Below are 15,022 nucleotides of genomic sequence, written 5' to 3'. Positions count from 1 at the left end.
TCAACCAAAAAAATGGTTGATTTTCTGCTTTTTAGTGTTAACTGGGAAACTCGGGATAAACATTTAGTATAAAAATATTATAATTATAATGTTAATTAAAAAACGGAGGACATTAATGAAAATTATATCAATAGGAGCAAATCACGCAGGAACTTCATTTTTAAGAACAATGAAAAAAGTTGCTCCAAACGCTAAATTAGTAGCATACGACAGAAATACCGATATTTCCTTTTTAGGTTGTGGTATTGCTTTATGAGTTGGAGGAGAATTCCAAAGCCCAGATGGTTTATTTTATTCAAGTGTTGAAGAATTAAAAGGGCTTGGAATCGATGTTAAAATCGCTCATGAAGTTATTGAAGTAAACAGAAAAGAAAAATATGTAGTTGTTAAAGACTTAAGTACAGGAAAAACTTTTAAAGACACATATGACAAATTAGTATATGCTGGTGGTACATGACCAATTATTCCACCATTTGAAAACATTAACTTAGAAAACATTTTAGTTTCAAAAATCTTTGCACACGCTAAAGAAATTAAAGCAAAAGCAGAAGACAAAAATGTTAGAAATGTAGTTGTTATTGGTGCTGGATACATTGGAATCGAATTAGTTGAAGCGTTCCACAAATACGGAAAAAATGTAACACTAATTGATATGCAAGACAGAATTATTCCTAACTACTTTGATGAAGAATTTACTAAAAAAGTTGAATTCTCAATGGAACACCACGGAATTAAAATGCAACTTGGTGAAAAAGTTCAAAAATTTGAAACAAAAGATGGTAAAAAAGTATCAGCTGTTGTTACAGACAAAGGAACATATGAAGCTGATTTAGTAATTTTAGCTATCGGATTTAGACCAAATACAGAATTAATTCAAGGTGTCGAAAAAACAGCTAATGGTGCTATAAAAGTAGACAAATTCCAAAGATCATTAAGTGATGAAAACTTATATGCAATCGGCGACTCTGCTTCAATGATTAATAGTGCTACAAAAGAATATGCACATATTGCTCTTGCTACAAACGCAGTTAAAACAGGAATCGTTGCAGCATTCCACTTAGCAGGAAATGAATCAATTCCTTTCCCAGGATATTCAGGAACAAACGCAATTAATGTATTTAATTTCAACTATGCATCAACAGGTTTAACAGAAGTTGTTGCTGCTAAAACAGAAGGAATTAAAGAAAGTTTTGCAGTGGAATATTTTGAAGACAATGACAGACCAGAATTTATGAAACATCACTTTAAAGTTTGATTCAAAATTACATATGACAAAAAAACATTAAGACTTTTAGGGGCTCAAATTGGTTCTGAAGGTAGAGCAGCAAATCACACTGAAGTAATTTATATGTTATCTCTTGCAATTCAACAGGGATTAACATTACCACAAATTGCTCTAATGGATTTCTACTTCTTACCACACTTCAACAAACCATTTAACTTTGTAATTCAAACAATTTTAAATGCATTAAACTTAAATTACAGCAAAAAATAATTAAATTTTAATTTTTTCCCGATTTTTTCGGGTTTTTTTATTTTCCATTTTTAAAATTGTTATAATTAAAAAATGGAAACAATTTTTCAAATTAAAACAAGTAAAGAGTTAGATTTATCTTTTGACTTTCAAATTTTAAATCATCAAAATAGAATATTAGATATTAAAGTAAATGGTCTTTTAAGGAATATTAAATATAATGATAATTTTTTTGATTGATTTATTGAAGATCTATTATTCCTATTAGATAATAATAGATATCAAAAAAGATGAGATTATGGACAAATAAATATTTTAGGGATTAAAAATTTATATCTCAATGAAAAAGATTATCATTCTTTTATAAAACTCTTTAAAAGTGTTACAAACTTTGATTTAGTAGTTAAGGAGTAAAATATATGAAAATTTATATTAGTAAAAATTATTCACCTTTTTACAATTTAGTTCTTGAAGAAATAATGACAAAAGATGAATCAAACACAGAAGATATTATTTTTTTGTATCAACACGAAAATGCTGTTATTATAGGTAGAAATCAAAATGCATATAAAGAAGTAAAATTTGATGTTTTAGAAAAAGAAAATATTGAACTTTATAGAAGGCTTTCTGGTGGTGGTGCTGTTTATCATGATTTAGGAAATTTAAATTTTTCTTTTATCACAACAAACAAAACAGAAAGAAGTTACACCAAATTTTTAGAGCCTGTTTTAGAGTTTCTACATACTTTAAATTTAAATGCTGAATTTAAAGGGAGAAACGATCTTGTAGTAAATGGTTTTAAATTTTCAGGAAATGCCCAATTTATTTATAAAAATAAAATTGTTCATCACGGAACTATGCTTTTTGATGCCAACTTAAGCAAACTTTCAAATGTATTAAATCCAAGCAAGCTTAAAATGGAATCAAAGGGAATTAACAGTGCTAAACAACGTGTAACAAACTTATTAGAACAATTAGAAAATAAAATTTCTATTAATGAATTTATAGATAAATTCGCTTTATTTTTAAAAGAAAAATATAACGGAACAATAGAAGAAATTCCTTCTAAATATTTAGAACAAATGGAAAGTATAAAATCAATTCGTTCTTCTAATGATTGAGTGCTTGGAAAAAATCCTGAATTTTCTTTTTTTAGTGAAAAGAAAACCGAAGGAGGAATTTTACAAATAAGTGCAAACATAAAGGAAAATAAGATAAATTCAATCAAATTTGAAGGAGATTTTCTTGCCAAAGTTGGAATAGAAGAAGTTGAATCTAAATTAATAAATCAATCTTTTGAAAAAGAAACAATTATTAAGATTTTAAATTCTATTAGTAATCTTGAAGAATATTTTGGAAACATCTCAGTCAAAGAAATTATAGAAGTCTTATTTGGTACTTAATCTACATATAAAGAAAAACACAGAAATAAATCTGTGTTTTCATTTTATCTTTTGCTTTTCTTTTTCTTTAAAATCAGTAATATTGCTAAAATAATTAAACCAATTACAGAAATAGATGATATTATTGGAACTCCTATTTTTAAAAAAGGATTAGTTTTGTTTTCTTCTTTAATTTCATCATTAATTTTTAATTGAAGTTCTTTTAATTCTTGTTCTGATTTAGCTTCTTCTTTTTGATTTGAAAATTCTTGTTGTTTAATTGGATTTTTTAATTTAGAAATTAAATCTTCTGTTTTGTTGATTTCTTCTAATATATTTTGTTTTTTATCTTCAAGTTCTTTAACAAAAGAAAGAAGATTATCTTCATTTTTATCTAATGTTTTTAGTTTATCTTTATAAAAAGCAATTTCATTTATTAGTTTTAAATCATTAATTTTTTTATTAATAGATATAAAATCAAATTGTGATTTCAACTTTGTTAAATCTGCTTTTATGCCCGAAATTTCTTTATATTCTAAAGTTTTATTAGAAATTTTTTCATCAGTACTATTAATTATGTTATTAATGTTGTTAAAAACTTCTTCGCTATAAATAGGCTGATATTTTACATTAAAAATTAATTCGCTTTTTAATAATTTTAATTCTTTTGCTTTTTCTAAACTGAAAGAGTCAAATAAGTTTTTTAAGAAATTTAAATTAGTTTCTTTATCTCTTAAATTTATATTATCGCTCATTATAATTTCATCTTTTTTATTAAATTCACTTTGTAATTCTTTAGATAATTCTTCTCATTTAACTCATTCATTAGTTAAAATATTTTCAAAATTAGGTCTAATTTCATTTATGTATTTTTCATTAAATTCACCTAATTTGTTATATTCTAATTTATTGTAATTATCAATAAAATTTAAGTTTAGTTCTTTATATTTTTCTTCATCATTTAAATTAATAGTTAATTGATGTTTAATTGCTTCACTAGAAGTAGCTAATCTATCAACACTTTCTGTTGTGTAAACACTTTTGTAAAGAAAATGGAATTTTCTTACATTTATTCTCGCTTCTTCTAGTTGATAAATAGAAGCTTCTAAATCAATTTTTGCTTCATTATATAAAGAAACTAACTGTTCTAAAGTTTCTTGAGTGATATCTTGGTTTTCACTTATGATTTTATTTATATAAGAATAAATTCTATTGTATTCTTGATATGAAAGTGATGTATACTGATGATTACTATTATCAATTTTTTCTGAAATTAAATTAGATAATTGACTTAAATCTGCTTTTAATCTCGCGCTTGCTATAACACTGTTTATTTCTGCAACAATGCTATCAATGGTGCTTTGATTTATGTTTGCTGAATCTTTAGTTAATTGCCCTTTTGCAATAACTTTGTCGTACAATTCTTTATCTTCTTGAATTCAATTATTGTAGTTATTGTTTTTTTGCAATACTAAATTATCTAGTTCTATTTTATTTGTTTCTGAATTAGTGTGTGCATTATCTAAAAAGGTAATTTCCGCTATTTTTGGTTTTTTATTAGTTCACTTAATTGATAAAGAAATTATTTTATTTTGATCATCTATTGGCAGGTTAAAACCTGAGTTTAAAGCAACTAAATGTCCTAATACAACTTCTTTTGTTTGATGAGTCTCTTCACTATAAATAGTTGCAGACACTTCTGCTAAACTTGGTTCTTGTACACTAACAATGTTTAAATATTTGTTGTTATATTCATTTTTAGCAAATGAATATTTTAAAGTACCATTTTCATTTTTAGGTTCATAGTATGTTCTTAATTTTTCATCAATAAGATTTAATACAGAAGTTTCTGGATTTTTAGATTCAATATTAGTTCCGCTAAAACCTGCAATGTTATTATTTGTTTGATCGTTACCATCATTAATTAAAATTTCATTTATAAATAAACCTCTATTGTTAGGATAATTGTGATTAATGAAAATTTTTAAATATCTTGCTTTTTTATTTTCTAAATCACTAATTCCTCAATATCTATAATTTGGATATTTAGAGTCATAGAAACCAAAATTTGTATCAAAAAGTTTTTTGTAACTAAATTTTGAACCATAATCATCAACAGTATAAACAGTTTCTCAATTCGTGTTATCTTGTGATATTTGAATATCTGCACTTCTTAGTCAATTTATATTATTAATATCTGAAAAGATTTTAATTGAATTAATGTTCATTAGTGAACCTAAATCATAAGTTAAAAAGTCTCTAGGTCTTAAACTTTTACTTATTTTAGAAACTGTTGTAAAATCTCCATCAAAAGCAAAATTTTCTTTAAAATTATCGTTTTCTAAAGGTGTAATATTTGTATCTATTAATTTACCAAAAACTGTTTGTTTTTCTGTTTGTATAAACATCTTATTAAAAGTAATATCTAAAGCATTTACTGATTGATTTCTAAAAATAATATATCTTGCCTGAGTTGGCGAACTTGCAATTGAATCAACATTTAAATCATATCAATTAACTCCATCAATTGAACGGAAAATACTGATGTTTTCAGTTTTTTCTCAATCTAAATCAATACCATTTATAGTTTTAGTTTCTTTTAAATCAATACCAATAAATTCACCAGAATTCATATGATATTGATTTTTAGAATTTTCTTTATCTATACTAAACAATTTATAAAGATTATCAACATGAGAAGTGGTTAAATTTTCTTTATTTGCAATATTAGATAATAAAAATTCATTAGTGTTAATTCCATCGAATTTAAAATTCACACTTTTTACTTCTCAATAACTTGTAGTATCTTGATTAGAAAGAATTTTAATTCCAGTGAAAACTCCGCTGTTTTCAGGTAATTTAATTGTGGTTCAATCATCATTTAACTTAACATCGCTTAAAAGTTCAAATGTTTCGTCATTAACTAATTTTAAAATTTTTACAGAAGGTATTTTATGTTTATTAGATTGTAAAATACTGATTTCACGAATAGCTCTTGGGTATTTGAAATCTACTTTAAATCCAACATTATTTTTTACAAAACTATTATCACTTGATGCTATAACAGTTGATGTGTAATCTGTATTATCAACTACATAATTTATAGAATTATTATATTCTGAGGCCCTAATTTCTTCTCTACCAAGAATTCTTGCATTATCCAAACTTGCTGTATATTCTTGTTTTTTCTCATAATCATCATAACCAACTCTTAGTCCTGCTATTCTTCATCAAGAACTATTAACCGTTGCATTATTATAAAATCTAAATTTATCTGTAAAAGCATAACCATGAACAACATGATTAAATTGATTTCCTAAATTATTTTTAGAACCAAATAATTTTCAACTAGAACTTGTGTAATCATAATATTCAATTTTAAAATTATTAAGTCTATCTCTTCCGTTTTCTTGACCTTGATCTAATTCTATTCTTGTAATTAGTCTTTTAGATGGAAATTTAAAGGCTACAATTTTATCTTGTGAAATTTTAGAACTACCAGGACCTGTTGCACTATCTGAGAAAGTTCATTGCGTAGCGTAATTATTATCTTTTACTGATTCAATACTTCCAGCACGTACTGCAATTCCTGCTGTTGAATCTTCCATATTTGCCTGTAAATCGGTGTAATTTAATTTATTTGTAGCAATTTCATTTTGATTAATTAAAAAATTAGTAATTCTTAATCAAGCTGCTTCTGGATTGCTTCTATTTGCAATCAATCTTACACCAGTTACATTTTTTATATTTAAATTATTTACAGTTATTGGTCGAATATTATCATGAAATCTTTCATAGATTTCTCCGTTTAAATCCTTTCAAACCTCATCATTTTGCTTATATTGAATACGTGAATAGAAAAAATGATCTCTTCCACCACCCATTTTTATATAAATAGAATTTAATTTTATTGGTTCTGAAAATTCAACACCAAAATAGTCATCTTTAACTATGGCATCTGGATTTGTAAATAATTTTTCTTCCCTATTATTAGCAAGGAAAATATTTCCTTTATCACTTTCTGGTGTATCTCTTCTATTGCTAATAAAGGTTAAATTAACTTTATTAATATCTACTTCTGAAAAATTTAATTTTTTAGTTTGTTCTTCTTCTAAAAAACCAATAACCTGTTCTATAAAAGGTTGAATATATTTTGTTCCTACTTCTGGTTTAACAAGAAAATTCTGAAAATCAATTGAATGATTTTCTTTTGAATTATTAACATTAAATTTTCCTAAGTATAAATTATCACCCAATTCTCCTACTTGATTATTTTGAAGATTATTTAAAGCATCCAGTAAGTAAATAACTCCTTGAGTTAAATCGTAAAAAGAATCAATTCAAGGGGAAAATTCCTTTACAAAAGAATTTTTAAAATAATAATTTTTAAGTTTTAATAACTTATTTTTTAATTCTATAAAGTCAGTTTTAAGCGAGTTAACTTGATCAATAGTATATGTTTTAGAATTAAGTATGCTTTGTAAATTTAATATTTTATCTTTAATGTTTAGTGATTCATCAATTTCATTTGGAACTGGAATGTTTTGATATAAAGAATGAGAACTAAAATTCTTAAATACCTCGATTAATTCTTTATATTCAATCTCACTACCAATTAAATTTTTGAATGATTCATTATATAATCTTTCTCTTTCTTCGTCTGATTTAATGTTATTTCATAAATAAGAGCTTAAAACATAAAGTGGTATTTGTGAATGTTCAAAAAATAAAGAAGGATTGAGAAGAACTCCATCAATTTTAAATTCATCAAAGTTGATATCTAAATTTTCTTTAACACCACCTAAAATTAAGTTATTTTGCTTGTTTGACAAATTAATTCAATTACTTCATAAAGTAATTTTATTTCTTCCTGTAACTTCAATAAAATCACTTAAAAACTGATTGTTAACTTTATTAAAAGTCTTTCCTGGGTTAGTAATGATTTCAAAGGTGTTTGGAATAGTAATGATAAATTCTTTTAATTTATTAACACTTTCTGATTGATTTTTATCAAAATTATTTATAATCTCAAAATTATTTAAAGCAACAAAGATTTCTTTGTTTTTTGCTGGTAAAGTATCAAATCATTCTTTAAATTTGGTAAAAAACTTTTCTTGAATAGATAAATTAATATCACTATTTTCATTGAATATAAATCCAAATTTAGAAACTTTTAAATTTATTAAATCTAAAATTTTTTGTTTAAAATTCTCTAAATCACTATCAAAAGACTCAACCCTAACTTTGTTTGTCTGAAAAATATTAAACATAAAAACAGGTTCAATATTATTTTCTAAACTTTTATTTATAAAAGGAACAAGAAAATCTTCTTTTTCTTTGTTAGAATATTTTAATTTTCAATCTGCATTGGTTTTTTTATCAAATCAGTTTCAATAAAAATATTTATTTAATTTTTGTTTTTTGGCATAATCAAGATATTTAAATCTTTGTTCATTATTTCAATTTGTGTTTTGTGAACCTTCAATAATTCCTCTATTTTTTGTTAAAGAAAAGTCTTTAATAACAAATTCTTCTATTGTTCTGTTTTTAAGTTGATTAAAAATTTGTTTAAATGTTTCAGATGCATAAAATTCGGAATTTTCTTGTAATCCAAAAGCACCAATTACATTATTCTTGCTGGTTAAAATGTAAGAATCATTTTTTTGAATAATATCATTGCTTCCATGTATTTCAGACAATAATAAATTATCCACTGTTGTATCATCATTAAGTTTATTTCCAATAAGAATATTGGTTTTACTTTCTATAATTTTCTTTTGAGAAGTAAAACTATAATTTTTGGCTGATAATATGTTTTTAAAGTTATTTACTGTATTTTCAGAAATTCCATCTTCTATAACTAAATTAATTTCAGAACTCAAAACATAATTTTTATCCAAATAATTAATGTTTTTTACATAAGGATTTATATTGTAGTTTTCGTGATTTTGCGAAACACTATTTTCAAAAGAAGCTGATACAAAAAATGCAGGAGATAAGGTAATTAAAGGTATAAATTTCTTTATTTGTTTATTTTTTTTCATACTATTTCTCCTTTATTTCTTTCATAAATCATGGTAAGTCATATTTATTTGGATTTACTGCATTTGCCCTTATTATTTGTGAAGCAAAAGAGTGTTTATTTTTGAGTTCAAAAGGATGTTCTCCTTTTCAGTTAACACCAAAATAGTTATAATCTTGCCCATCATAGTTTCAACTTATAGAATATTGAAAACCAACTCCAGAATTTCATAATGATGCTAATGAATTATCACCTATGAATCTCCCTGTTCCTGAAGCTCCCGCCCCAGAATAGAAAGGTGCATAATTAGTTTCATTTGCTATTATAAATCCTCATTTTCAACCACTTCAATAATTGCTTATTGGTCTATGATCAAGAATAGCAGTTTGATTTCCACGTGGATAACCAATAGAAACAATGTCTTTTACCGTTGGTGAATTCATATCATTATATCTTCAAGTATAATCAATATTTGAATTACTTAATTTAAATCAGTTTTCTAAATAAAGTGCTAAATCAAATTTCCCTTCTTCTCTTGCTTTTGCAATTCCTGGATTAATATCAATAATTATTATTGATGAATCCAGTCTTTCTGGAGTTTTTCCTGTATTTTTTAAAGGATCTCCATTTAAATTATATTGTTGAATTCCTATTCAAATAGTTGTTGATTCATTTCCCGATGTACTTGTATAATCTGTTCAACCATATCTACCTCTTGAAGCGTAAGTTCTTGCTTGTAAAAAAGGTGCTGATATTGTTTTATCACTTGATTTAAAGAATAAATTATCACCAGATATAAGGGAAAAATCGTGTATACTAGATGATTCAGCATGGTGATTAGTCATTACATAAAATCTACCATCATTTGGATCATCATTTACTTTTCCTATCATAGAAGCAGTGGCAATTGCCCCACCTGGACTATAGGCAATTGCTCTTCCTATTACATTTCTAACAGATTGACTATATTTTCCATACTCTCTAAGTCTTAAAGGTTCTAGTCTCATTTTGTAACCTTCATGGAATTTAAAAGCAACATTAGAATTAGGATTATAAATGCTATGATCAAAAAGATATTCCGGTTTATTAAAGAAAATTGTTGGTTGACTAAAGGTGTTAGGTTCCACTTTAGAATAATCAAAGAGATTGGTTTCTCAACCAAAATCTTCAGTTTGTTTAGTTGAATCATATTTAACTTTTAAAGTAGCTGCTCCAGCAGCAAATAAAAAGTTGTAATTTCTTAACTCATGAACTACTGATTTTGCTTCTTCTCTTGGATCAATAACTATTTTGATTTCAGGTTTTTTAGGTCATACACTAAATTCAATATCTTCATTTTCCATTCATCTTGCTTGAATTTTAAAAGTAAAATCAGTATTATTTTTTGTTACTGTTTTTTCTATATTAATTATTTTTTGATCTTTAATTTCATCATAATCTAATTCTATATCGAAAGCAGGATTTGGGGAAATTGTAATTTCTGTATCTCCGTGATGTATTGCTCCACCATTAAAACTTAGATTCAATTTTCTGTTAGATATATATGAATTTTTAAAAAGTGGATCTAAAATCTTGTGTTGAAGTGTTCAAGAAAGAATATTTGCTTCTTTATCTATGGATCATAGTGCATCTTTTCAATATAATTCTAATGTTCTTTCTCTATGGATTTCATTTTCAGAATTATAAATGGTTCTTAACGAATTTGTATCTCTTCTTTCATCATATGAAGGAGCTGTTCGTTTATTTGTTATTGAAGATGGTTTAAAACCAGTGATTTTGTATCAACTATTTGCATTTTTATTTCAAGGTCTTACATATTCTGGGTCTTCTACTCCAAATTTTACTAAAGAAAATCTTATATAAGCTGATGTTTCATCAATTTGTTGAATTTCGTTTATTTTTATTTCACTAACAGCTAAATCATAGTTTTTATACGAAATAAAACCATCTTGATTTTTTATAGTAATTATTTGTCTAAGTTCGTTTTTGTGACTATTAAAATAACCAACTGTATTAGTTGCCAGTCTTTCTTTATCAATTTGCAAATCATCTAAAGTTAAATTGTTCAGCATAATTTCAGGATAGTGTAATTGTTGATAATCATTTACAAAATTCACCATAGAGAATTTTTGTTTAGTAGAAAATCTTTTATTTTGATGTTCTTTTTCAATAAAACCAATTTTAAAATTCAATCCTCTTTTACCAACAAGTTCAAAATCATAATAGTAAATAAAATATTTATTTTTAATTCTGCCTAAATCACCGTTATTAATAGAAAATGGTTGTACATCCTTTGAATAGTTTCCTGTTCCAAAAGGAATGTAAGCTAAATTATCTTTGTTATCTGTTTTATTATTTGTTCCGTTTGTAATTTGAAAGAGATAACTCGCTTTATAAAACTGTTGTTGCTGCACAAAATCTTTAGCATTTATAATACTAAAATAATTTGAAGGGTTACCATTATCTTGAATTTGCCCATTAACTCTTACTTGTTGAATATTGGATTCATTTAATTGTCTTAAAATATTTAAATCATTTTGATCAATTTGGTCAAAACCATCAAAGTCTGCCTCAGTTAAATTATTTCTTGTTTTAGGTTTTATATCTTCTAAATCAAATAACCTAAAATTTATCATTTTAATTGGGTGATTATATAAATCACCTAATGCTTGTATTGGTGCTTCTTCTCCATTTATTTTATATCAAAGAATTAAATCTGCTGATCCGTTATAGTTATCAACATTATTAACATCTTTAACAAAAATTTGATATTTACCAAATTTAGGTAAGTCATAAATTTCTTCCATTGCTTTTTTAGCATCTGCTGCTAAAAACTCAGAGTGTGTATAAAATATTCCTGGTTTAAATTTTAGTAAACTTCAGAAATACTCTTTAGTTCCTTTTAGTATATTTTCAATTTGAGCAAAATCTTTAGCATCTTTTTCACTTTGAGTTGCATCTGTGTTTAAAAAATCTACAGGATTTAATGTTGGTAAAATTTTAGACTTAATTATTTGTTTATTAAATAGAACATTGAATTGGAAATATAAACGATTTTCTTTATATGTTTCAAACGAAGTGATGTCAAAACTAAAAAAGTTTTCTATCCCTTTTGTTCTTGGTTTGAAGAAAATTTTCTTATTTTCTATTAAATTAAATTCACTATAAGATAGTTTAGATAGTGCTTCATAATCGACTTCATAAAATTGATCTAAATTATTTAAAACTACTTTATTTATAAAAGGCATTACATCCTTTTGAAAAGGAATTTCCTTTTTAATAGTAGATTTTAGTTTTCTATTACTTTTCAAAAATACATCTAGTGTTAATACTAAAATGTTTTTATTGTCTTCTTTTAACTCCGAATTAACTACATCAAAATCAAAAGTTTCATCATCTCCTTCATTTATAAATACTTTATAATTATTTAAATTTATAGAAGCAGAATGTAAATAACGTTCTACATCATAACCATTTGGATCTTTAGAAAGGGAAACGGTGTTGTGTTTTTGAACTTCTGACAATAAAGAAGACTTAAGCGATGTTTCATCATTTGTAGTTGTTGTAATATTTTGTTCATTAAATTCTTTTAACTTACTATAAAAATCATTAATTTTTGTCTTAATGGCAGGTAAATCTTTTATGTCAAAATCTAAAAGTTTATATTTTTCATTATCATAAATCTTGCTAAAATCCAATGCTTCTTGTTTTAAAAAGAAAGGAAGAACAGCATATGCATTTATTTTATTTTCATCAATTGCTAAATTAGTTTTTAAAAACTCTTCTTTAACTTTGTTTAGCAGTTCAAAAAAACTATTTATTTCATTTTTAAAAGAATTAAAATCTTCTAAATTTTCTTTTGTATATGTCTCTACTTTTAAATAATTTTTAAAACTTTGACTAATTGATGAATTCTCATTCACAATATCTAAAAAAGATTTAATTTCATTTAAAAATTCACTATTTTTTGACTTAAGTTCTTTTTCAAAAGAAGAAAGTTGATCTTCTGTTATAACTTTATTTACTCCAGAAATTAAATCGGTTTTTTGTTGTTGACTTAAATGTTGATTGCTATTTATTTTTTCAATTAAGTTATTAATTTGTGAAGATAACTCATTTGAACGATTATTGTTAGAAATTATATGATTAGTTATGTCTTCTATTAAATTTATAACCGTATTTTCTATATTGGTTAATGAATTTAAAGTAGAAAAATTATTATTTTTAATGCTTTCAAAATTATTAATTTTTTCTTTAATTTCAGTGCTTAATTGATCATTATAAATTTCTTTTATTTGGCTAATTTCCTTTATTTTTCCGTTTATTTGTTGAATTTGACTCAAGAAACCATTTTCATTTTCTATAGTATTAAAAACATTTTCTATATGGTTTTTTACAAAAGTAATTAAATTAACATCAAATTCTTGATTTTTTGATAATTGCTCAATTAAATTTTTGAAATCTTCTAAATCAAACACGAAGATTTTTTCTTTTTTTTCTAACACTTGTTTAAGTTGATTATTTAAAGTAGAGAATTCATTATTAAAGTTTTCAAAAGAATAATTTTCTTTATTTAAAAATTTTAATAATTGATTATTTATGTCAATAATATCAGAATCTTTTTCGTATGTATATTTACTCAATTCTTTTTCTTTATCTTTGTTTTTGTTAAATGACTTTAAGCTGTTTAATAATTCACTTTTAAAAACAGAAGAAGAAAATGTTTTATAGTTTGTTTCTGTTTTATTTAAAATAATTTCTTTAATGTTTGCAAAAGCAGAATTAATATTATTCAAAAAAATATTACTTATCTCTTTTTGTAGGTTTTCTACATTATTTTTATGCATTTTTTTTGCAGAATCTATATATTTTTTTAATATAGTTATATAGTTATTTAAATTTGTTATTAACTCTGAAAAGTCAAAGTTTTCTGAATTTAAAAAAATTTTTAAATTCTTTAAGCCTTTGATTACAAAAATATCATTTTTTATTTCTTCTTTTTCTAAAGAGGGTTTTAAATCGGCATATAAATTTAAACTTTTAGATAAAGAATCTATAAAGTTTTTATCAGAAAACAAATTTTTATTGTTGCTAAAATTCTTATTAATTTTTTCTTTTAAATTTTTAAATTCTGGCAAGTTTAATGCTTCAATTTTAAAATCTTCTGTGGATTTATACTCATTAGAGCATGATGCTAAAAACATTATAGGAGTTGCTCCTAATATTATTGTTGGAAATCTTTTTTTCATATTTACTCCTCACAATTTATTTTGATATTATTTTCTTATATAGAATTATAGATTTATTTTTTTTTTTTTTTTGTAAAAAAGGCAAAAATAACACAAAAAAAGAAAAAACTGCATTTTTTTATGCAGTAATTTTTTTGCTTTATTTATTTAAAATAAATTATTTGTTGCTTTGATGGTAATTTATTTTTGTAAGTTAAATATTTATTTCTTGTTCTTATTTCATTAATATTAATAGTTTTAATAACAGGAATTTTAGTTTTTTCTATAAAAATAATATATTGTCTTGGATAAACGGCTTTTGTATTGATATTGTAAGTTATAAAATTAATATCAAGATTTTCAGAAGTTACTTTAATTGTGTCTAATGATTCACCTGAAGAGTAGTTAGAGTAGTAAACAACATGATATTTTTTAAATGTTTCTGAATTAAATATTTTTGAATATGTTTTGATAAAATCATTTCACTCTGTATTTATTTTGTTTTTTACTTGTTCAATTTTTATTTGAGATAGTAATTCTTTTTTGAAGGAATCTCCATCTTTTATTTCAAATGCATTCTCTCTTTTTTCAAAGTCTGAAGGACTTCATATCTTGTTAGAATTTAGTAAAAATACATTTTCTTCTAATTCATTTTCATTATTAAATTCATTGATTTGTTTATTTTCAATAGTTTGACAAGAAACAATTGAAAACACAGGTATTCAAACACTAGAACTTAATAATAGATTATTTACTATTTTAAATTTCACTTTTTTTCCTTTCTAGAAAACCAATAAGTATTATTTTCTTGTATTATCTGTCCTTATTATAATATATTTTAAAAATAAAATCTATTAAAATTGTAAATTATTAATCAAAATGTCCTTTTTTTAGCGATATGAAAATAATAATTATT

6 protein-coding genes are annotated in these 15,022 nt (G+C 24.1%); 3 read left to right on the top strand and 3 right to left on the bottom strand.

Annotated features, from left to right (window positions below):
• Window positions 1–115 precede the first annotated feature (115 nt).
• The 3 genes from ACXX89_RS03275 to ACXX89_RS03265 all read left to right on the top strand — a co-directional run bounded on the left by ACXX89_RS03275 (window position 116) and on the right by ACXX89_RS03265 (window position 2,877).
• Window positions 116–1,495, top strand: a complete 1,380-nt coding sequence (locus ACXX89_RS03275) for an FAD-dependent oxidoreductase (RefSeq protein WP_458557649.1) — start codon at window positions 116–118, stop codon at window positions 1,493–1,495.
• Between the two features lie 72 nt (window positions 1,496–1,567).
• Window positions 1,568–1,888, top strand: a complete 321-nt coding sequence (locus ACXX89_RS03270; RefSeq protein WP_458557648.1) for a hypothetical protein — start codon at window positions 1,568–1,570, stop codon at window positions 1,886–1,888.
• 5 nt (window positions 1,889–1,893) lie between these two features.
• On the top strand, window positions 1,894–2,877 hold the full coding sequence (locus ACXX89_RS03265) for a lipoate--protein ligase (protein WP_436358768.1): 984 nt from the start codon (window positions 1,894–1,896) through the stop codon (window positions 2,875–2,877).
• Between the two features lie 44 nt (window positions 2,878–2,921).
• Here ACXX89_RS03265 and ACXX89_RS03260 read toward each other — a convergent pair whose 3' ends face one another.
• The 3 genes from ACXX89_RS03260 to ACXX89_RS03250 all read right to left on the bottom strand — a co-directional run bounded on the left by ACXX89_RS03260 (window position 2,922) and on the right by ACXX89_RS03250 (window position 14,876).
• Complete coding sequence (locus ACXX89_RS03260; protein WP_458557647.1) at window positions 2,922–8,900, bottom strand: beta-N-acetylglucosaminidase domain-containing protein; 5,979 nt, start codon at window positions 8,898–8,900, stop codon at window positions 2,922–2,924.
• 1 nt (window position 8,901) lies between these two features.
• The gene (locus ACXX89_RS03255) at window positions 8,902–14,127 is read right to left on the bottom strand and encodes an MGA_1079 family surface serine endopeptidase (protein ID WP_458557646.1); all 5,226 of its coding nucleotides are present in this window, start codon (window positions 14,125–14,127) and stop codon (window positions 8,902–8,904) included.
• 143 nt (window positions 14,128–14,270) lie between these two features.
• Window positions 14,271–14,876, bottom strand: a complete 606-nt coding sequence (locus ACXX89_RS03250) for a hypothetical protein (protein WP_436358765.1) — start codon at window positions 14,874–14,876, stop codon at window positions 14,271–14,273.
• Window positions 14,877–15,022 lie beyond the last annotated feature (146 nt).

The organism is Mycoplasma sp. 1012 (genome assembly GCF_054343455.1).
This window is presented reverse-complemented; position numbering and strand designations above follow the sequence as displayed.